This window comes from Rhodococcus sp. LMD (assembly GCF_056108245.1).
This window is the reverse complement of the sequence record NZ_CM148557.1, coordinates 752916-773420: the sequence shown is the minus strand read 5'-3', so window position 1 is coordinate 773420 and position 20505 is coordinate 752916. Positions and strand designations below refer to the sequence as shown.

At 70.6% G+C, this 20505-nt stretch carries 20 protein-coding genes and 1 pseudogene; 15 read left to right on the top strand and 6 right to left on the bottom strand.

Annotated features, from left to right (window positions below):
• The first annotated feature begins 25 nt into the window (after positions 1-25).
• Complete coding sequence (locus ACWPQI_RS03585; RefSeq protein ID WP_040273874.1) at positions 26-859, top strand: crotonase/enoyl-CoA hydratase family protein; 834 nt, start codon at positions 26-28, stop codon at positions 857-859.
• Between the two features lie 161 nt (positions 860-1020).
• Here ACWPQI_RS03585 and ACWPQI_RS03580 read toward each other — a convergent pair whose 3' ends face one another.
• On the bottom strand, positions 1021-2058 hold the full coding sequence (locus tag ACWPQI_RS03580) for an LLM class F420-dependent oxidoreductase (protein WP_017680983.1): 1038 nt from the start codon (positions 2056-2058) through the stop codon (positions 1021-1023).
• Between the two features lie 90 nt (positions 2059-2148).
• Between ACWPQI_RS03580 and ACWPQI_RS03575 the strand changes: the two genes are divergently transcribed.
• The 6 genes from ACWPQI_RS03575 to ACWPQI_RS03550 are packed head-to-tail and all read left to right on the top strand — an operon-like array spanning position 2149 to position 7304.
• Positions 2149-3126 (top strand): Zn-ribbon domain-containing OB-fold protein, encoded by a 978-nt coding sequence (locus tag ACWPQI_RS03575; protein WP_017680982.1) that lies wholly within the window; start codon positions 2149-2151, stop codon positions 3124-3126.
• 16 nt (positions 3127-3142) lie between these two features.
• Positions 3143-4204 (top strand): thiolase domain-containing protein, encoded by a 1062-nt coding sequence (locus ACWPQI_RS03570; RefSeq protein WP_010594461.1) that lies wholly within the window; start codon positions 3143-3145, stop codon positions 4202-4204.
• A complete protein-coding gene (locus ACWPQI_RS03565) occupies positions 4204-5379 on the top strand; it encodes a thiolase domain-containing protein (RefSeq protein WP_048773347.1) in 1176 nt (391 codons plus the stop codon). The genes ACWPQI_RS03570 and ACWPQI_RS03565 overlap by 1 nt, the downstream gene beginning before the upstream one ends.
• Positions 5380-5391: 12 nt before the next feature.
• Positions 5392-6270 (top strand): TIGR03619 family F420-dependent LLM class oxidoreductase, encoded by an 879-nt coding sequence (locus ACWPQI_RS03560; protein WP_026137822.1) that lies wholly within the window; start codon positions 5392-5394, stop codon positions 6268-6270.
• Complete coding sequence (locus ACWPQI_RS03555) at positions 6267-6695, top strand: nuclear transport factor 2 family protein (protein ID WP_010594464.1); 429 nt, start codon at positions 6267-6269, stop codon at positions 6693-6695. The genes ACWPQI_RS03560 and ACWPQI_RS03555 overlap by 4 nt, the downstream gene beginning before the upstream one ends.
• Before the next feature lie 9 nt (positions 6696-6704).
• Positions 6705-7304 (top strand): nucleotidyltransferase family protein, encoded by a 600-nt coding sequence (locus ACWPQI_RS03550; protein WP_010594465.1) that lies wholly within the window; start codon positions 6705-6707, stop codon positions 7302-7304.
• Here the strand turns inward: ACWPQI_RS03550 and ACWPQI_RS03545 are convergent.
• The 3 genes from ACWPQI_RS03545 to ACWPQI_RS03535 form a co-directional block, all read right to left on the bottom strand.
• Positions 7285-8721, bottom strand: coding sequence for an MFS transporter (locus ACWPQI_RS03545; RefSeq protein ID WP_234420161.1), 1437 nt, complete (start codon positions 8719-8721; stop codon positions 7285-7287). The genes ACWPQI_RS03550 and ACWPQI_RS03545 overlap by 20 nt on opposite strands.
• Positions 8722-8818: 97 nt before the next feature.
• Entirely contained in the window at positions 8819-10354 is a 1536-nt protein-coding gene (locus ACWPQI_RS03540; RefSeq protein WP_017680977.1) for an FAD-binding protein, read from the bottom strand.
• A gap of 426 nt (positions 10355-10780) precedes the next feature.
• Entirely contained in the window at positions 10781-12034 is a 1254-nt protein-coding gene (locus ACWPQI_RS03535) for a cytochrome P450 (protein WP_010594468.1), read from the bottom strand.
• 182 nt (positions 12035-12216) lie between these two features.
• Between ACWPQI_RS03535 and ACWPQI_RS03530 the strand changes: the two genes are divergently transcribed.
• From ACWPQI_RS03530 to ACWPQI_RS03520, 3 genes are all read left to right on the top strand, one after another.
• Positions 12217-13380, top strand: coding sequence for a steroid 3-ketoacyl-CoA thiolase (locus tag ACWPQI_RS03530; RefSeq protein WP_010594469.1), 1164 nt, complete (start codon positions 12217-12219; stop codon positions 13378-13380).
• 1 nt (position 13381) lies between these two features.
• Positions 13382-13855, top strand: a complete 474-nt coding sequence (locus ACWPQI_RS03525) for a nitroreductase family deazaflavin-dependent oxidoreductase (RefSeq protein ID WP_010594470.1) — start codon at positions 13382-13384, stop codon at positions 13853-13855.
• A 79-nt stretch (positions 13856-13934) separates the two neighbouring features.
• Complete coding sequence (locus ACWPQI_RS03520) at positions 13935-14594, top strand: GNAT family N-acetyltransferase (protein ID WP_010594471.1); 660 nt, start codon at positions 13935-13937, stop codon at positions 14592-14594.
• A gap of 58 nt (positions 14595-14652) precedes the next feature.
• On the opposite strand, the gene ACWPQI_RS03515 is transcribed toward ACWPQI_RS03520, so the two are convergent.
• The gene (locus ACWPQI_RS03515; RefSeq protein WP_474738643.1) at positions 14653-15567 is read right to left on the bottom strand and encodes an SDR family oxidoreductase; all 915 of its coding nucleotides are present in this window, start codon (positions 15565-15567) and stop codon (positions 14653-14655) included.
• Positions 15568-15716: 149 nt separating this feature from the next.
• Between ACWPQI_RS03515 and echA20 the strand changes: the two genes are divergently transcribed.
• From echA20 to ACWPQI_RS03495, 4 genes are read left to right on the top strand one after another with little or no spacing between them, the layout of a single operon-like run.
• Entirely contained in the window at positions 15717-16478 is a 762-nt protein-coding gene (echA20, locus tag ACWPQI_RS03510) for a (7aS)-7a-methyl-1,5-dioxo-2,3,5,6,7,7a-hexahydro-1H-indene-carboxyl-CoA hydrolase (protein ID WP_010594473.1), read from the top strand.
• Between the two features lie 19 nt (positions 16479-16497).
• Entirely contained in the window at positions 16498-17379 is an 882-nt protein-coding gene (gene ipdA / locus ACWPQI_RS03505) for a cholesterol ring-cleaving hydrolase subunit IpdA (protein ID WP_199915384.1), read from the top strand.
• Complete coding sequence (ipdB, locus tag ACWPQI_RS03500) at positions 17376-18152, top strand: cholesterol ring-cleaving hydrolase subunit IpdB (protein WP_010594476.1); 777 nt, start codon at positions 17376-17378, stop codon at positions 18150-18152. Before ipdA ends, ipdB begins: the two co-directional genes overlap by 4 nt.
• On the top strand, positions 18149-19249 hold the full coding sequence (locus ACWPQI_RS03495; protein WP_268965774.1) for an NAD(P)H-dependent flavin oxidoreductase: 1101 nt from the start codon (positions 18149-18151) through the stop codon (positions 19247-19249). The genes ipdB and ACWPQI_RS03495 overlap by 4 nt, the downstream gene beginning before the upstream one ends.
• Here ACWPQI_RS03495 and ACWPQI_RS03490 read toward each other — a convergent pair.
• The gene (locus tag ACWPQI_RS03490) at positions 19210-19911 is read right to left on the bottom strand and encodes a Rossmann-fold NAD(P)-binding domain-containing protein (protein WP_234420160.1); all 702 of its coding nucleotides are present in this window, start codon (positions 19909-19911) and stop codon (positions 19210-19212) included. The two genes, ACWPQI_RS03495 and ACWPQI_RS03490, sit on opposite strands and share 40 nt — an antisense overlap.
• Between ACWPQI_RS03490 and ACWPQI_RS03485 the strand changes: the two are divergent.
• Positions 19876-20499, top strand: a pseudogene (locus ACWPQI_RS03485) (helix-turn-helix transcriptional regulator); the annotation flags it as partial. The gene ACWPQI_RS03490 and the pseudogene ACWPQI_RS03485 overlap by 36 nt on opposite strands.
• Positions 20500-20505: the final 6 nt, after the last annotated feature.

Below are 20505 nucleotides of genomic sequence, written 5' to 3'. Positions count from 1 at the left end.
GTTCACAACACCGCAGGAGTCCTCAGTGTCCACCACCGCATCGGAAGTTTCCGGCATTTCGGCAGCCGCTCCGCACTGCCTCGTCGAGCAGCGCGGTCCGGTCCTGATCGTCACCATGAACCGGCCCGAGGCGCGCAACGCCCTCTCCGGCGAGATGATGGCGATCATGGCCGAGGCGTGGGACCGCGTCGACAACGATCCGGAGATCCGGGTGGCCGTCCTGACCGGCGCGGGCGGCGCCTTCTGCGCGGGCGCCGACCTCAAGGCGATGAACCGGTCCGCCCCGGGCGACAAGTTCGAGCAGGGCGACGGCGGAGGATGGGACCTGTCGAGGCTGCCCGCGCTGCTCAAGGGCCGCCGCCTCACCAAACCGCTCATCGCCGCGGTGGAGGGGCCGGCCATCGCCGGCGGCACCGAGATCCTCCAGGGCACCGACATCAGGGTGGCCGGCGATAGTGCGAAATTCGGTGTGTCCGAAGCAAAATGGGGCCTGTTCCCACTCGGTGGCTCGGCGGTGCGGCTCGTGCGTCAGATCCCCTACACGATCGCCGCCGACATCCTGCTCACCGGCCGGCACATCACGGCCCCCGAGGCGAAGGAGATCGGCCTGATCGGCCACGTCGTCCCCGACGGTCAGGCACTCGACAAGGCCCTCGAGATCGCCGGCACCATCGCCGCCAACGGCCCGCTCGCCGTCCGGGCCATCCTGAAGACCATCCGCGACACCGAGGGCCTGCACGAGGAGGAGGCCTTCGAGATCGACGCGAAGCTCGGCGCCGAGGTCTTCAAGAGCGCCGACGCCAAGGAGGGCCCCCGCGCCTTCGCCGAGAAGCGGGCCCCGAAGTTCACCGGCGCCTGAGGGGCCTCTGCCCGCCCCCGCCGACCGCCCCCGCCGACCGCCCCCGCTGACCGCCCCCGCCGGCCGCCCCCGCCGACCGAATGTCACATCGCGTCGATCACATCGAACCGGTGTGACATTCGGTCACGCGGCAGCAGTGGGTGCGCGCCGGGGCGGCGGGATCAGCCCAGGACGACGTCCGCCAGGGAACGCACGTGCTCGGCGTCGTGGCAGCTCACCAGCAGCATCGTCACGCCCGCGTCGGACCAGCGCTTCACTCCGGCGCGGACCTCGTCGCGGTCGCCGACGATCATCGTCTCGGTGACCATCTCGTCGGGGATCGCGGCGGCGGCCTCGTCCTTGCGACCGGCGCGGAACAACCTGGTCACCTCGTCGACGACGTCGCCGTAGCCCATCCGCCGGTACACCTGGGCGTGGAAGTTCAGTTCGGGAGTGCCCATGCCTCCGACGTACAGGGCCGTGACGGGCTTGAGGCCCGCGACGGTCCCCGCCCGGTCGTCGGTGACGACGACCTGGCAGGTCGCGGCGATCTCGAAGTCGGCGCGGGTGCGCCGGGCGCCCGGACGGGAGAAGCCCTCGTCGAGCCACTCGTCGTACATCGGGGCCAGGCGCGGCGAGTAGTAGATGGCCAGCCATCCGTCGGCGATCTCGGCGGTCAACGCGACGTTCTTCGGTCCCTCGGCGCCGATCCAGATGGGGATGTCCGCGCGCAGCGGGTGCGTGATGGGCTTGAGCGGCTTGCCGAGTCCGGTGGCGCCGGGACCGTCGTACGGCAGCGGGTAGTGCGGCCCCGGGTTGGTCACCGGCTCGCGGCGGTCGAGCACCCGGCGCACGACCGAGACGTATTCGCGGGTGCGAGCGAGCGGTTTGGCGAACGGCTCGCCGTACCATCCCTCGACGACCTGCGGGCCCGATACGCCGAGGCCCAGGATGTGCCGGCCGCCGCTGAGGTGGTCGAGGGTGAGGGCGTGCATGGCGCAGTTGGTGGGGGTGCGGGCGGAGATCTGCACGACGGACGTGCCGAGCCGCACCCGCTGCGTGCCCGAGCCCCACCAGGCGAGCGGTGTGAACGCATCCGAGCCCCACGACTCGGCGGCGAAGACCGCGTCGAAGCCCTCCGCTTCGGCGGCAGCGACGAGTTCTCCGGCGTTCGCGGGCGGCTGCGCCCCCCAGTAGCCGAGCTGCAGACCCAGTTTCATTGCACACCATTCCTTTCGGGGTGGGCCGAAGGCACCGCTGCTCGGACAGTACCCTTGCCACCGTCTCTAGAACCTGTTCTACTCGAAGTTGTGAGCCTGGGAAAGAGCGCGACCGCGGAGAAACCGCTGAGCGCACCACTGAACCTGAAGTTCGACTACACCCGATCCACGGGGCCGACCGTCGGCGCGTTCGTCACCGGTCTGCGCGACGGACGAATCCTCGGCGCCCGCGGTTCGGACGGACGAGTCCTCGTGCCGCCCCCGGAGTTCGACGCGGTCACCCACGAACCGCTCACCGACTTCGTCGAGGTCGGGCAGAGCGGCACGGTTCGCAGCTGGACCTGGAATCCGGATCCGTTGCCGGGCCAGCCGTTCGACCGTCCCTTCGCGTGGGCGCTGATCCAGTTGGACGGGGCCGACACGACGCTGCTGCACGCGGTCGACGTCCCCGACCCGGCGGACATGCGCACCGGGATGCGGGTGCGCGTGCGCTGGGCCGACGACCGCGTCGGCCACATCCGCGACATCGCCGGGTTCGAGCCCGGCGAGGCCGGCACCGTGACGGTGCGGCCGGAGGACTCCGGCGAACCGGTGACGATGATGATCACCCCGCTGGACCTGCACTACACGCACAGCGCGTCGTCCGAGGAGTCCTACTACCTGCGCGGGCTGGCCGAGGGCCGACTGATCGGCGGGCGCACCGGTCCCGGCGGCAAGGTCTACATCCCGCCGCGCGGCGCGAACCCCACCGACGGCATCCCCACCCGCGAGCAGGTCGAGGTGTCCGACAAGGGCATCGTGACCACGTTCTGCATCGTCAACGTGCCGTTTCTCGGGCAGCAGATCACGCCGCCCTACGTCGCGGCGTACGTGCTGCTCGACGGTGCCGACATCCCGTTCCTGCACCTGATCCTCGAGTGCGACGCCTCCGAGGTGCGCATGGGCATGCGGGTGGAGGCGAAGTGGCGCCCGCGCGAGGAGTGGGACTACACGCTGCGCAACATCGAGTACTTCCGGCCGACCGGCGAGCCGGACGCCGCCTACGAGACCTTCGAACACCACCTGTAAGGGAGCCGCGCCCACCATGACAGACATCGCAGTCGTCGGCTTCGCGCAGGCACCTCACGTGCGCGAGACCACCGGCACCACCAACGGCGTCGAGATGCTCGTCCCGTGCTTCCGGGAGCTCTACGACAAGCTGGGTATCACCAAGTCCGACATCGGTTTCTGGTGTTCGGGCTCGTCGGACTACCTGGCCGGCCGGGCGTTCTCGTTCATCTCCGCCGTGGACGCGCTCGGCGCGGTGCCACCGATCAACGAATCCCACGTCGAGATGGACGCCGCCTGGGCGCTGTACGAGGCGTGGGTCAAGCTGCTCACCGGGGAGGTCGACACCGCGCTCGTGTACGGCTTCGGCAAGTCCTCGGCGGGCACGCTGCGCCAGGTCCTCGGCGTGCAACTCGACCCGTACCTCGTCGCACCGCTCGGCCTCGACTCCGTCTCGCTCGCCGGGCTGCAGGCCCGGTTCGGACTCGACGCCGGCAAGTGGACGGAGGAGGACATGGCGCAGGTCGCCGTCCGCGCACGGGCCGCCGCCAAGGACAATCCGAATGCCCAGATCAGCGGCGACGTCACGGTCGAGGAACTGCTCGACCGGCCCTACGTCGCCGACCCGTTGCGGAGGCACGACTGCGCCCCGGTCACCGACGGCGCCGCCGCCGTCGTGCTCGCCACCGGCGACCGGGCCCGCGAGCTGTGCGAGAACCCCGCCTGGATCACCGGCATCGAGCACCGCATCGACACCCCGAACTTCGGCTCGCGGGACCTGACGCAGGCACCGTCCGCCGCCGCGGCCGCCGCGGCGGTGACCGGCGGGGACACCGCCTTCGACGTCGCCGAGCTGCACGCCCCGTTCACGCATCAGGAGCTGATCCTGCGCGAGGCGCTCGGCCTCTCGGGCGCGACGGCGGTCAACCCGACCGGGGGTCCGCTCACCGGCAACCCCATGTTCTCCGGTGGACTCGAACGCATCGGCTGCGCCGCGCAGGCGATCATGGACGGCCGCGCCGGACGTGCGCTCGCACACGCGACGAGTGGGGCTGTGCTGCAACAGAATCTGGTAGCAGTTCTGGAGGGACGCAACTGATGGGCAAGCAACTCGCCGCTGTCCTCGGCACGGGACAGACCCACTACGTCGCCAAACGGCACGACGTGTCGATGTCCGGTCTCGTCCGCGAGGCGATCGACCGGGCGCTCGCGGACGCGGACGTGGGCTGGGACGACATCGACGCCGTCGTCATCGGCAAGGCCCCGGACCTGTTCGAGGGCGTGATGATGCCCGAGCTGGGCATGGTCGACGCGATCGGCGCCACCGGCAAGCCCATGCTGCGGGTCCACACCGCCGGGTCGGTCGGCGGGTCCACCGCCAACGTCGCCGCCAGCCTCGTCCAGGCCGGCGTGCACCGACGGGTGCTGGCCGTGGCGTGGGAGAAGCAGTCCGAATCGAACGCCATGTGGGCGTTGTCCACCCCGGTGCCGTTCACCATGCCGGTCGGGGCGGGCGCCGGTGGCTACTTCGCCCCCCACGTGCGCTCCTACATCCGGCGCTCGGGCGCCCCCGAGCACATCGGCGCGATGGTGGCCGTCAAGGACCGCCTCAACGGCGCGAAGAACCCCTACGCGCACCTCAAGCAGCCGGACATCACGCTCGAGTCGGTGCAGGCGTCGCAGATGCTGTGGGACCCCATCCGCTACGACGAGACCTGCCCCTCCTCGGACGGCGCGTGCGCCGTGGTGATCGGCGACGAGGACTCGGCCGCGGCAGTCGAGGCGCAGGGCCGGGGCGTCGCGTGGATCCACGCCACCGCGATGCGAACCGAGCCGACCACGTACGCGGGACGCGACCAGGTCAACCCCGAGGCGGGCCGGATGGCCGCGGCGGCGCTGTGGGAGGCCGCGGGGATCACCGACCCGCTCACCGAGATCGACTGCGCCGAGATCTACGTCCCCTTCTCGTGGTTCGAACCGATGTGGCTCGAGAACCTCGGCTTCACCCCGGAACGTTCCGGCTGGAAGCTCACCGAGTCCGGGGAAACGGCCCTCGGTGGTCAGCTGCCGGTCAACATGTCCGGCGGGGTGCTCTCGTCCAACCCGATCGGCGCGTCCGGAATGATCCGATTCGCCGAGGCGGCGATGCAGGTGATGCACCGCGCCGGGGAACATCAGGTCGACGGTGCGCGCAAGGCGCTCGGGCATGCGTACGGTGGTGGCTCGCAGTACTTCTCGATGTGGGTGGTCGGCTCGGACCGACCGGAACGATAGGCACGGACCGTGGTGGACTTCACCGTCGGCGTCGCGATGACGCCGCTCGATCAACTCGCCGACCTGGCCCGCACTGCCGAAGAGTGCGGGTTCGCCTCGATCGCGCTGCCCGACTCCCTGTTCTACATGGAGAAGCAGAGCGTCGACTACCCGTACACTCCCGACGGGTCGCGGATGTGGACCGAGGACACCCCGTGGGTGGATCCGTTGATCGCCGCGGCCGCGATGGGGGCGGTCACGTCGACGCTCCGGTTCTACACCCAGGTCCTCAAGCTCGGCTCCCGCAACCCCGTGCTGCTGGCCCGCCAGGTCGGGTCGGTCGCCAACCTGACCGGGAACCGCTTCGGCTTCGGCGTGGGAATCGGCTGGGCCCCGGAGGAATTCGAGTGGTGCGGCGTCCCGTACGCGCGGCGCGGCAAGCGGGTCGACGAGATGATCGAGGTCATCAGGCTCATCCTCGGCGGCGGCATGGTCGAACACCACGGCGAGTTCTTCGACTTCGACCGCCTGCAGATGAGCCCTGCCCCCAGCGCACCGGTGCCGTTCTACATCGGCGGCCACACCGACGTCGCGCTGCGCCGCGCGGCCCGGATCGGCGACGGCTGGACCTCGGCGATGATCCGCTTCGACGACCTCGTCGACGTGGTCGCGCGACTGCGCGAACTGCGCGCCGAATACGGCCGCGCCGACGAGCCGTTCGAGATCCAGGCCGTGTGCGTCGACCGGTTCGGCAGCGCGGGGTACGCCGAACTCGAGGACGCCGGGGTCACCGACATCATCGTGGTGCCGTGGATCTTCGACGGGCACGGCTTCGACAGTCCCCTCGAGGCGAAGCAGGAGTCCCTGCACAGATTCGCCGACAGGTACATCCATCGACGGGAGCAGGCATGAGCGACGAACATCCGGCGCGGGTGGCCGCGCGGGCGTCCCAGGCCGCGGCCAGCGGGAAGCGCAAGGACGAGTGGCTGGCACTGTTCGCCGAGAACGGGGTCGTCGAGGACCCGGTCGGTCCGTCCGGGTTCGACCCGGAGGGCACGGGGCACCACGGGCGCGAGGCGATCTCGCGCTTCTACGACATGACCATCGCGAACACCGACCGGCTCGAGTTCCTCGTCGACGACGTGCTGGTGTGCGGCGACGAGTGCGTCAACATCGGCACCATCCGCACCACCCTCGGCGGCAACGTGATCGACGCCGAGGGCGTGTTCGTCTACCGCGTGGACGACGACGGCCGGATCGCGTCGCTGCGCGCCTTCTGGGAAGTCGAGCGGGCCATGAAGACGGTTCGCCCCGCAGCCGGGGCGGCGCGCGGCTAGAGTCCGGCCATGACCGTCGGCGGGATCGTCCTCGCGGCGGGGGGCGGCACGCGACTGGGCGGGCGCGCGAAAGCACTGCTCCCCCACCGCGGCCACCCGCTGCTGCACACCGTGGTGGCCGCGCTCACCGCCGGGGGCTGCGACGAGATCACGGTGGTCGCCGGCGCCTACGCCGACGACGTCGTCGCCGCGTGCCCGCCCGGCATCCGAACCGTCGTCAATCCGCGCTGGGCCGAGGGGATGTCGACGTCGCTGCGGGCCGGGATGGACGCCACGACGGGCCACGAGGTGATCGCCCTGACCGTCGTCGACTTTCCCGGCATCACCGCCGGACTCGTCCGAACCGTGCTGGCCGCGCACCGCCCCGGCACGATCACCGTGCCGATGTTCGGCGACCGCCCCGGCCATCCTGTGGTGTTCGACCGGCGTGATGCCGAGGCGGCGGCCCGGGAGGCCGTCGGCGACGAGGGTGCCCGGCGATTCCTCGCCGGCCACCGCGACCGGGTGCGGCGGCTGGACTGCACGGGTCTCGCCGATCCGGGAGACGTCGACGTGCCCGGCGATCTGGCGCTGCTGGACCGGCGGGACGTCACGCGCGGCGATACCTGATCGCCGAGCCCAGGACGATCGTCACGGCGCAGGACAGCACCAGCATCGTGCAGACGGCCCCGAGTGCGGCCACCGTCGGCGTGGCCGTCCCCGGCACCACCAGGGACGCGAGCAGGAGCGACGCCACCGAGGTGCCCACGGCCGACGCGGCGGTGCGCAGCACGGTCTGGCTGCCGGCCATCTCGCTCGTGTTGTGTTCCGGGACGGACTCGACGAGCAGGTTCGGCAGCGCGGTGTACGCGAACGCCGTCGCCACCGAGACGGCCACCACCAGCAGCGTCATCCCGAGCACCGAGGCCCGGAAGAAGAAGAATCCGGCGCACGCCACGAGGAACACCACGCTGCCGAGCAGCAGCGACGACCGTGCCCCCACCGCGGCGGCGATCCGGCCCGCGACGGGCGTGAACGCCATGCCGATCATCGCGCCGACGAACGACAGCGTTCCGGCGTAGGTGGGTGTGAGTCCGAGGCCGAACGGCGCGGAGGTGGGGCTCTGCATGATGATCGGGATGATCATCGTCCCGACCCCGATCGGTCCGACGCCGAGGGCCACCCCGGCGAGCATCGTCAGCGCGACGTTGCGTTCGGCGAGCAGGCGCAGGTTCACGATCGGGGACGGCCGGCCGAGCTCCCACCACACCCACCAGGCGAAGATCGCCGTACCGACGACGATCGGCGCGAGGACGCGGCCGTCGCTCCAGCCCCAGGCGCGGCTCTGGGTCAACCCGAACAGGACGGCGGCCACGGCCGTCGCCAGGCCGGCCGCGCCCACCACGTCGATCGGCTGCCGGTGGTGGTGGCGGCGTCGCCACGGCAGCACGGCCTCGACCAGGAAGATGCAGGCGACGGCGTACGCCGCGGCGACGACGAAGATGTACCGCCAGTCCCCGAGATCGATGAGAATGCCGGCGACGAGCAGGGAGGCGGCCCCGGCCGCGACGGCGGATCCGGAGATCAGTGCGACGGCCATCGGGACGCGTTCCGCGGGCAGGTGCTCACGGGCGAGCCCGATGCACAGCGGCAGGATCGCGCCCGCCACCCCCTGGATCGCCCGGCCGGCGATGATGGCCTCGAGGGTCCCGAACGCCATGCTGACGATCGAGCCGGTGGCGGCGCAGGCCAGCACGAACATCAGCACCCGTTCGCGACCGTACATGTCGCCGAGCCGGCCGCACACTGCCGCCGAGGCCGCCGCCACCAGCAGAAACGCCGTCACGGTCCATCCGACCGCGGAGGCGTCCGCCTCGAAGACCCGGGCGAACGTCGGCAGCGCCGCGTACATCATCGACGTCTCGAATGCGCTGATGACTTCGACGGCGATGAGAATGGCCACCACCGCCCACACGGGTCGGGTCCGCTCGTAGCGGCGTTCGGCACGGGTCGAGGGTGCCCGTTCGGGTGCCAACGATGTACTCATGAATACTCCTACGGTTCGTCGGTGTGAACCGTACGGACGGAGTACGCCGAGTGTGACGCAGGACCCACTGAGCGGGACCGGGCGGCCGGCGTCGTCCTTACGCGCCGGCCATGTGCCGGACCGCCAGGTGGGCGAACAACGCGCTGGTGCCGATCGGGTTGCCGCCGCCGGGGTAGACGGTGCCGCTCGGGGCGGCCATCGTGTTGCCCGCCGCGTACAGCCCGGGGATGGGCGTCCCGGCGCCGTCGAGCACGCGGCCGACGGTGTCGGTGCGCAGGCCGCCCTTGGTGCCGAGGTCCGAGATGCCGAACTGCGCGGCGTGGAACGGGCCCTTCTCGATCGGGACCAGCGCCGAACCGCCGCCGGTGAACGCCACGTCGTAGGGCTCGTCCCCGCGGCCGAAGTCCTCGTCGACGCCGCCGGCGGCGAGGCGGTTGAACCGTGCGACGGTCGCCTCGAGCGCCTCGGCCGACACCCCGATCTGCCCGGCGAGTTCGGCGAGCGTGTCGGCGGTCTTCCACAGTCCCGCCGCCTCGTACTTCTCGGTCTCCACGAGCGGAACGTTCGTCGCCGCGATCGGCGGCACCACCCCGCTCCGGTCGTCGTAGATCATCCAGAACGGCAGCGTCATCTCGCCCTTGTCCATGCGGGCGATGATGTCGCGGCCGAGCCGGTCGTAGGGCGCGTACTCGTTGGTGAAGCGATTGCCGTCCTGGTCGACGAAGATGCCGCCGGTGAAGCACAGCGCGAAGGCCGAGCGCCCGTCGGGGTGGGTCAGCCCCGGCGACCACCACGCCTCGCTCATCAGGTCGACGTCGGCACCGATCGCGATGGCCGCCTGGTGGGCCTTGCCGAGGTTGGACCACGGCCCCATCGAATCGCGGGCCGCGCCGGGGACGCCGTACCGTGCGCGCATCTCGTCGTTGTGGTCGAATCCGCCGGCGGCGAGCACGACGCCCTTGCGGGCCCGCACCGCGCGCCGCTGCTCGCCGTGGGAGACGATCGCGCCGACCACGGCGCCGTCCTCGACGACGAGTTCCTCGAGCGGCGTGTTCCGGTGCAGCTGCACGTTCGGGTACTTGCGCATGGCGACCAGGAACCGGCCGATGAGGGCACGCCCACCGATCAGCTTGTCCGGCAACGGATCCCCGTTGCGCTCGCGACCCAGCGGCCCGCGGACGGATTCGTTGAGTTCCGGGTCGTCGGCGACGGACCGCGGGGTCGGTGCGATGTGACGGCCCTTCGCGCTGGCCTTGGGAGCCTTGCCGAAGTAGTCCGGCCACGGGTAGGCCGTGAACTCGATGTCCTCGTCGGCCTCGAGGTAGTCGATCAGGGGTGCGCCGCCACGGACGTAGGCGTCCTGCAGGTCGCGGGGGGTGCGGTCGCCGACGACGGCATGGTAGTAGGTCAGGGCGTCGTCGATGGTGTCGTCGTCGCCGGCACGTCGCAGCACGGCGTTGGTGGGGAACCAGACCCCACCGCCGCCGGAGTAGGCGGTGGTGCCGCCGAAGTACTCGGAGGCCTCGACCAGGACGACCGACAGTCCCTCACGGGCGGCGGTGTACGCGCCGCAGCAGCCTCCCGCCCCCGATCCCACGACGAGGACGTCGCATTCCTCTGCCCAATCCACCATGCTCGAAGCCTTTCGCCGATTCCGTTCCGGGAGCACGTGACACTATTTCCGCAACCGCGGCGCACGGGAGAGGACGTCTCACTGGGCGGAACAACAGGCCCGGGCCCTGCCGCACGCGAGATCTCCCCCGTTCGGTCCGCACGGCCGGACCCGGCACGGCGACGTCGCACAGGCCGATCCCGGTCAGCAGGACCGGAGGCTACCGGCCCTCGGCGGCCGAAATACTGTGGCCGAGCACCCCGCCCTCACCCCCAATTTCGGCGGGGTGCACCCACGTCGCCGGCTTCTGCGGTACTCCCCACCTCTGTCCGACATCCCTCCGCGCGCCGATCCGGGAACGGCGACCGGATCCGCAGGACGCCGGGGCCAGCGGTCGGCACGGCGGCGCCGTAGGAGCCCCGATCGCCCCGGCGCCGTGGCATCGGGTCAGTGCTCGACGGGGCAGCCGCCCTCCGTCCTGTAGTCCACCCGGAACTCCTTGATGCCGTTGAGCCAGCCGGACCGCAACCGGCGCGGATCGGCGACCTTGGTGATGTCGGGCATGTAGTCGGCGATCGCGTTGAACACGAGGTCGATCTCCATCCGCGCCAGGTTGGCGCCGAGGCAGTAGTGCGCGCCGGTTCCGCCGAACGCGAGGTGCGGGTTGGGATCTCGCAGGATGTCGAATGTCCGGGGGTTCTCGAACACCTCCTCGTCGTTGTTCGCCGACGCGTACAGCATCACGACGCGGTCGCCCTTGCGAATCGTCTGCCCGCCGAGTTCGGTGTCCTCGAGCGCGGTGCGCTGGAACGACGTGACCGGCGTGGCCCAGCGGATGATCTCGTCGGCCGCGGTCTTCGGGCGGTCCCGCTTGAAGATCTCCCACTGCTCCGGGTTGTCGAGGAACGCCGCCATGCCGTGCGTGATCGCGTTGCGGGTGGTCTCGTTGCCGGCGACGGCGAGCACGATGAAGAAGAAGCCGAACTCCTCGGGTGAGAGCTCGTCCCCGTCGATGTCCGCCTCGATCAGCGTGGTGACGATGTCGTCCGCCGGGCACTCCTTGCGCGCGGCGGCCATCTGGTACGCGTAGCCGAGAACCTCCATCGACGCGGCCGCGGGGTCGGCGGTGTTGTCCGGATCGTCGTAGCCGGTCATCTGATTCGACCACTCGAAGATCTTGTCCCGGTCCTCCTGCGGGACGCCGATCAGTTCGGCGATGGCCTGCAGGGGCAGCTCGGCGGCGACCTGGGTGACGAAATCGCCCCGGCCGGCCTGGCAGGCTTCCTCGACGATCTTCTTCGCGCGGGCGTTCAGCTCGTCCCGGAGGCCGTTGATGGCGCGCGGGGTGAACCCGCGGGCGACGAGTTTGCGCAGCTTGGTGTGCTCGGGAGCGTCCTTGTTGAGCAGGACGTGCCGCTGCAGTTCGATGGCCTCGCGCGGGATGTCGTCGTTGAACCGCGGGATGGCGGTGTTCTCCCAGTTGGAGAACACGTCGCTGCGGCGGGAGACCTCACGGACCTCCTCGTGCCGGGACACGACCCAGAATCCCTCGTCGTGGAACCCGCCGACGTCCGGGGATTTCTTGTTCCACCAGACGGGGGCCGTCCTACGCAGCTCGGCGAACTCCTCGAACGGCATCCGCTCGGCGTAGAGATCCGGATCGGTGAAGTCGATGTCTTCGGGGATGTTGGGCTGCGCCACTGAATTCTCTCCTACCCTGACGAGTGCACCGGGTCGCGATGTGGAACACGTTCTAAAAGCATTCAAGCACAGGGCGGCCCGCAGGCCAAGGAATCGCCAAGTCCCGATCATTCGGACCACACCTTGTCCGCCACGACAACCTGTTCTACTTTGCGAGGACAAGGATCAGAAAGGAGCCCACCGTGGGCACACCAGTCATCGTCGAGGCGGCACGCACCCCGATCGGCAAGCGCGGCGGCTGGCTCGCCGGCCTGCACGCTGCCGAGATCCTCGGGGCCGCGCAGAGCGGACTGATCGAGCGTGCGGGCCTCGATCCCGCCCTCGTCGAGCAGGTGATCGGCGGGTGCGTCACACAGGCCGGCGCGCAGTCCAACAACATCACCCGCACCGCCTGGCTGCACGCCGGACTGCCGTGGCAGGTCGGCGCCACCACGATCGACTGCCAGTGCGGGTCGGCCCAGCAGGCCAACCACCTGATCGCCGGGCTCATCGCCACCGGCGCCATCGACGTCGGCATCGCCTGCGGTATCGAGGCGATGTCCCAGGTGCCGCTCGGCGCGAACGTCGGCGAACTCGCCGGCCCGCGCCGCCCCGAGTCGTGGAACATCGACATGCCCAACCAGTTCGAGGCGGCCGAGCGCATCGCTCGCCGGCGCGGCATCACCCGCGAGGACGTCGACGCCCTCGGCGTCCGGTCGCAGGCGCTGGCCGAGCAGGCCTGGGACGAGGGCCGATTCGACCGCGAGGTGCTGCCCGTCGTCGCACCCGTCGTCGACAAGGCGGGCGCGCTCACCGGCGAGAAGCAGACCGTCGCCCGCGACCAGGGCCTGCGCGAGACGACCGCGGAGTCGCTCGCGAAGCTGAAGCCGGTCCTCGACGGCGGCATCCACACGGCCGGCACCTCGTCGCAGATCTCCGACGGCGCGGCCGCGGTGCTGCTCATGGATTCCGACCGCGCCGCGGCGCTCGGCCTGAAGCCGCGGGCTCGGATCGTCTCGCAGGCCCTCGTCGGCGCCGAGCCCGAGTTCCATCTCGACGGACCGGTGCAGGCGACGAGCCGCGTCCTCGACAAGTCCGGGATGGCGATCGGCGACCTGGACCTGTTCGAGGTCAACGAGGCGTTCGCGTCGGTGCTGCTGTCGTGGGCGCGGGTGCACGAGCCCGACATGGACAAGGTCAACGTGAACGGTGGCGCGATCGCGCTCGGCCACCCCGTCGGCTCCACCGGCTCGCGGCTGATCACCACCGCCCTGCACGAGCTCGAGCGGCGCGACGGCTCGACCGCGCTGATCACCATGTGCGCCGGCGGCGCGCTGGCCACCGGCACGATCATCGAGCGGATCTGACATGAGCGCAGCCGCCGCGCCGAAGGGCCTCGACTCGAAGTGGACGGTGCCGGTCATCAAGTGGATGTCGCGCGCCAACGTGGCGGCCTACAAGGCCACCGGGGGCCGGATCGGTGGAAAGTGGCGGGTGGGCAGCGCCTTCCCGTGGGGCATCCCCGTCTGCCTGCTCACCACCACGGGCCGCAAGACCGGGCAGCCACGGACCGTCCCCCTGCTGTTCCTCGAGGACGGCGAGCGGGTGGTGCTCGTCGCATCCCAGGGCGGCCTGCCTCAGCACCCGCTGTGGTTCCGCAACATCCGCGCCGATCCGCGGGTGACCGTGCAGGTGCGCTCGCGGGTGCGGCAGATGACGGCGCGGGTGGCGACGCCCGAGGAGCGGTCGCACTACTGGCCGCGGCTGGTGGCGATGTACGCGGATTTCGACAATTATCAGTCCTGGACGGATCGGGTCATCCCGGTGGTGGTGTGCGAGTGATCTTCGCGGGAGCCGGCACGGCCGGGCACGAACCAGTGGGGTGCCCGGTCGAGCTGCTCTCGAGAAGGGATGTCACCCGATGACAACCGCCAACCACGACCGCGTACTCGACAAGCGGGAGATCGCCGCCGCACTGCTGCGCGCGCTCGAACGCCGGCACGAGGTCCTCGATGCCATCGTCGAGAGCGACGACCGGGCCGAGGCGGTCACGACCGTCGCGCGGCTGCTCGACACGAACGAGTCGTGCGCCGAAGCGGTGCTCAACCTTCCGTTCCGGCGGCTGACCAAGGCGGAGCGGAAGAAGATCCGGGAGGAACTCGACGACCTCGACGCGGTGCTGAAGTGGACGCCCGCCGAACGTCCGTACGCCACCGGTGCCCACTTCCGGCTGCGTCAGTTCAGCAACAGCGATCGGGACCGCGAGCTGTTCCGCGCGCGGTGCGAGGAGCAGCTCGGCGACGCCGGCGAGGAGCGGGTCGAGCAGGAACGCGCCGCCGGCCTGTCGCGCATCGACGACGAGTCCGCGGTGTGGCTGGTCGCCGAGGACCTGTCCGGCACCGACCCCAAGCCGGTCGGTTTCGCGTTCGGTGAGCTCCAGGGCCACGAGGTCGACGTCGCGATCTGGGTCCACCCGGAGCTGCGCAAGCAGGGCTACGGCACCGCGACCCTCAAGCACGCCCGCACCGAGCTGGCCGCGTACTTCCCCGGCACCACCATCATCGTCCGTTCGCCCGCATAGTCGCCCCCACCCGTGCGCGCTTTCGGTAGCGGGCGCTACCGAAAGCGCGCACGGCCGGTCAGGCCCCGTAGACCGGGGTCGGGGGCTCGCTGCGCGCGATCAGCTTCTCCACCACCGGGCCGAGTTCCTTCGGATCCCAGCGCTCGCCCTTGTCGATCGCCTCGCCGTGCCGCCAGCCGTCGGCGACGGAGACCTTGCCGCCCTCCACCTCGAACACCCGGCCCGTGACCTCCTTGGACTCGGCGCTGCCGAGCCACACCACCAGCGGTGAGACGTTCTCCGGGGCCATCGCGTCGAACCCCTCCTCGGGGGCGGCCATCGACTCGGCCATCGTCCCGCCCGCGCCCACGGTCATGCGGGTCCGCGCGGCCGGCGCGATCGCGTTGACGGTGACGCCGTAGCGCGCGAACTCCGCGGCCGCCTGGATCGTGAGGGTGGCGATCCCCGCCTTCGCGGCGGCGTAGTTGCCCTGGCCGATGCTGCCCATCAGGCCGGCACCCGAGCTGGTGTTGACGATGCGGGCGTCGACCGGGTTGCCGGCCTTCGCCTCCCCGCGCCAGTACGCCATCGCGTGCCGCATCGGAGCGAAGTGGCCCTTCAGATGCACCCGGATCACCGCATCCCATTCCTCCTCGCTCATGTTGGCGAGCATGCGATCCCGCAGGAATCCGGCGTTGTTGACCAGGACGTCGAGCCGCCCGAAGGTGTCCAGGGCCGTCTGCACCAGGTTCTGCGCGCCGGCCCAGTCGGCGACGTCGTCACCGTTGACGACGGCCTCGCCGCCGGCCGCCCGGATCTCCGCGACGACCTGCTCCGCGGGGCTCTCCCCCGTCGCGGAACCGTCCGCGCCGGCCCCGATGTCGTTGACCACGACCTTCGCCCCCTCGGCGGCGAACGCCAGCGCGTGGGCCCGTCCGATACCGCGCCCCGCGCCGGTGACGATCACGACGCGCCCGTTGACCAGTCCACTCACTTGTCTTCTCCTCGAATAGATGTCGTTGTCGCGGAATTCGGGCGACACGCTCGCCCCGCCTCCACGATTCCGCTCCCTGGGGTCTTCGCCCCGCATGTGCTAACTTACCAAGCAATCGCTTGGTTCGGTACAGACGTTAGGAACCTGCCATGGGCATCACCTCGACCACCGACGGCGCGGGCATCACCACGGTCACCGTCGACTACCCGCCTGTGAACGCCATCCCCTCCCAGGGGTGGTTCGAACTGGCCGACGCGGTCCTCGCCGCAGGCAAGGATCCGGCCACGCACGTGGTGATCCTGCGCGCGGAGGGCCGCGGCTTCAATGCCGGCGTCGACATCAAGGAGATGCAGGCCACCGACGGGCACGACGCCCTCATCGCCGCCAACCGCGGCTGCGCCGCCGCCTTCGCCGCCGTCTACGACTGCGCCGTGCCCGTCGTGGTCGCCGTGAACGGCTTCTGCGTCGGCGGCGGAATAGGTCTCGTCGGCAACGCCGACGTCATCGTCGCCTCCGACGACGCCGTCTTCGGCCTGCCCGAGGTGGACCGCGGCGCGCTCGGCGCCGCCACCCACCTCGCCCGGCTCGTGCCGCAGCACATGATGCGCACCCTCTACTACACGGCGCAGAACGTCACGGCCCAGCAGCTCGAGCACTTCGGTTCCGTCTACAAGGTGGTCCCGCGCGCCGAACTCGACGCCACGGCCCGCGAGATCGCCGGGAAGATCGCGGCGAAGGACACCCGCGTCATCCGCTGCGCCAAGGAAGCCATCAACGGCATCGACCCGGTGGACGTGAAGGACAGCTACCGCTTCGAGCAGGGCTTCACCTTCGAACTCAACCTCGCGGGCGTCGCGGACGAGCACCGGGACGAGTTCGTCGCCACCGGCAAACCGCGCGCCAACCACTGACCAGGAGACATGAAACACCATGCGTGACAAGAGGATGTCGCTCGACGACGTGGTCGGCGAGCTGCGCAGCGGCATGACGATCGGCATCGGCGGCTGGGGGTCGCGGCGCAAGCCGATGGCGCTCGTCCGCGCGATCCTGCGCTCGGATCTGACGGACCTGACGGTCGTGACCTACGGGGGCCCGGACCTGGGCCTGCTGTGCTCGGCCGGGAAGGTGAAGAAGGCGTACTACGGGTTCGTCTCCCTCGACTCGGCCCCGTTCTACGACCCGTGGTTCGCCAAGGCCCGCACGAACGGGGAGATCGTCGCGCGGGAGATGGACGAGGGCATGGTCAAGTGCGGCCTCGAGGCGGCCGCCGCGCGGCTGCCGTTCCTGCCGATCCGCGCCGGCCTGGGCTCGGCCGTCGTCGACTTCTGGGAAGGCGAGCTGCAGACCGTCACCTCGCCGTACCCCGGCGAGTCGGGCGAGGCCGAGACGCTGATCGCGATGCCGGCGCTGAATCTCGATGCGGCCCTGGTGCATCTGAACATCGGCGATGCGCACGGCAACGCCGCCTACACCGGCGTCGACCCCTACTTCGACGACCTGTACTGCCTGGCCGCCGAGAAGCGGTTCGTCTCGGTCGAACGCATCGTCGAGACCGAGGAGCTCGTCAAATCCGTTCCGCTGCAGTCCCTCGTCCTCAACCGCATGATGGTCGACGGGGTCGTCGAGGCACCGAACGGCGCCCACTTCACCCTTGCCGGCGACAGTTACGGCCGCGACGAGAAGTTCCAGCGCCACTACGCCGAATCGGCGAAGGACCCGCAGACGTGGCAGGGGTTCGTCGACCGGTTCCTCTCCGGCAGCGAGGACGACTACCAGGCCGCAGTGCAGGCCTTCAGCGAGGAGCAGGCATGACCGAGACGACCACCCCGGCGACCTCCGGCACGGTGACCCGCGCCGAGTACTGCGCCATCGCATGCGCCGAGATCTTCGCCGGCGCCGGCGAGATCATGGCCAGCCCGATGGCGACCCTGCCGCTCATCGGCGCCCGCCTCGCCCGGCTGACCACCGAACCGGACCTGCTCATCACCGACGGCGAGGCCCTGATCCTCGCCGACACCCCCGCCGTCGGCGCGAAGGGCCCGATCGAAGGCTGGATGCCGTTCCGCAAGGTGTTCGACGTCGTCGCCTCCGGCCGACGCCACGTCGTGATGGGCGCCAACCAGATCGACCGGCACGGCAACCAGAACCTGTCGGCGTTCGGGCCGCTGCAGCACCCCACCCGGCAGATGTTCGGCGTGCGCGGCGCCCCCGGCAACACCATCAACCACGCGACGAGCTACTGGGTCGGCAAGCACAACACACGCGTGTTCTGCGACAAGGTCGACATCGTCTCGGGTGTCGGCTACGACAAGGTCGATCCGGCCAACCCGGCGTTCCGGTTCCTGCACCTGCACCGGGTCGTCACCAACCTCGGCTCGTTCGACTTCGGCGGTCCCGGCCACACGTTCCGGGCGCTGACCCTGCACCCCGGGGTCACCGCCGAGCAGGTCGCCGAGAACACCTCCTTCGAGGTGGCGGGCCTCGACGAGGCCGGCCTCACCCGGGAGCCCACCGCCGAGGAACTGCGCCTGATCCGTGAGGTCCTCGATCCGCGCGGGCTGCGAGACCGGGAGGTCGCGGTATGAGTCCGCGCCTGACGACGGCCCTGACCGACCTGGTCGGCATCGAGCATCCGATCGTCCAGACCGGCATGGGCTGGGTGTCCGGCCCCCGGCTGACCGCCGCCACCGCCAACGCGGGTGGCCTCGGCATCCTGGCGTCGGCGACGATGACGTACGAGGAACTCGAGGTCGCCGTCGCGAAGACGAAGGCGGCGACGGACAAGCCCTTCGGCGTGAACATCCGGGCCGATGCGTCCGACGCCGCCCAGCGCATCGACCTGCTCATCCGCGAGAACGTCAAGGTCGCGTCCTTCGCGCTCGCGCCCAGGAAGGAACTGATCGCCGAGCTCAAGGATCACGGCGTCGTGGTGATCCCGTCCATCGGCGCCGCGAAGCACGCGGTGAAGGTGGCCTCGTGGGGCGCCGACGCGGTGATCGTGCAGGGCGGCGAAGGCGGCGGGCACACCGGACCGGTGGCCACCACGCTGCTGCTGCCGAGCGTGCTCGACGCCGTCGACATCCCGGTCGTCGCGGCCGGCGGGTTCTTCGACGGCCGGGGCCTGGCAGCGGCGCTCGCCTACGGGGCGGCCGGCGTCGCCATGGGCACCCGGTTCCTGCTCACCAGCGACAGCGCCGTGCCCGACTCGGTGAAGCAGGAGTACCTGGGCCGGGGCCTGCAGGACACGACGGTCTCGGTCAAGGTCGACGGCATGCCGCACCGCGTGCTCAACACCGAGCTCGTGGACAGCCTCGAACGCGGCAGCTACGCGAAGGGCCTCGCCGCCGCCGCCAGGAACGCGGCCAAGTTCAAGGCCATGACCGGGATGAAGTGGTCGACGCTCGTCAAGGACGGCATCGCGATGAAGCGGGCGAGCGACCGCACGTGGCAGCAGATCATCATGGCGGCCAACACCCCCATGCTGCTCAAGGCCGGGCTCGTCGAGGGCAACACCGAGGCCGGTGTGCTCGCCTCCGGGCAGGTCGTCGGCATGCTCGACGACCTGCCCAGCTGCCAGGAGCTGATCGACCGCATCGTCACCGAGGCCGTCGAGCGGATCGACGCGCTGGCCGCGCTGCGTGGTCAGGCCCAGGCGCCGCGCGCCGCCGCGCCGCGCGCGTAGGTCTCGAACGAGATCGGTGGCCGGCCCGTCACCTCGGCGACGACGTCGTTCGGGGTGACGTCGCCGGTCGCCCGCAGCGCCTCGAAGGCCTCGATCTCGGCAAGCACCTGCGCCCGGTCCAGACCGAAACCGGTCATGGTCTCGAGGTAGGCGTCGGGCTCGCCGCGGTAACGCACCGGCCGCCCCGACTCGCGGGCGACGATCGCCGTCGCCTCCCCGAACGACAACGCGTCGGGTCCGCTCAGCTCGTACGTGCGACCCGCATGACCGGGCTCGGTCGGAGCCACCACCGCGACGGCGGCGATGTCCTCGGCGTCGTTGAACGCCTGCCGGACGTCGCCGAGCGGCACCACGACGTCGCCGGCGAGCACAGCGTCGCGCAGGAAGCCCTCGTCGAAGTTCTGATCGAACCAGTCCGCCCGGACCACTGTCGACTCCACTCCCGCCGAGGTGACCGCGCGTTCGGCGGCCAGCAGCCGCGTGTCGTTCATCGTGTCGATCGCCTTGCTGGACAGCAACACGAGCCGTGAGACTCCTTCTGCCACCGCCAGTTCCACGAACTCGTCGGCGATCGGCACGCCGTCGGGCGCCATGACGAACACCGCGCCGGACCCCGCGACGACGGGTACGCCCCGTGGGTCTCGGGCCTGGCCTACTTCCATCTCGGCCGTGTCGACGACGCCGTCGGCGCGGCGGAACGGGCCCTGCGGATCCAGCGTGAGTTCAAGGACAAGATCTGCACGGCCCTGTCGATCGAACTCCTCGCGTGGTCCGCGGAAGCGGCCGGTCGCACCGAGCGGTCTGCCGCGCTCCTCGGTGCCGCCGAGGCGGTGTGGCAGCGACTCGGCACGTCCGTCGCCGCCTTCGGTCCCCACATCACGAACGACTCCGCGCACTGGAAGAAGCGGGTCCGGCAGACTCTCGGACCGAAGCGGTACGCCCGCCTGTCGACACCGCCGGCACGACTGACGATCGAGCAGACAGTCGACACGGCCCTCGGAACGCCTGCGGAGGAGTCGGTCACCACGGCGCCCGGCGCCTCGCCGTTGACGCGCAGGGAAGCGGAGGTGGCCGAACTCGTCGCCCGCGGCCTCAGCAACCGGGAAATCGCGGATCAGCTCGTGATCTCGCACCGGACGGTCGACGGGCACGTCGAGCACATCCTGGGCAAACTCGGGGTCGGATCCCGCACGCAGGTGGTTGCCTGGGTCCACGCCCGTGCCGCGGGAACGGCACCGGCGTCCGGCTGAGGCCCG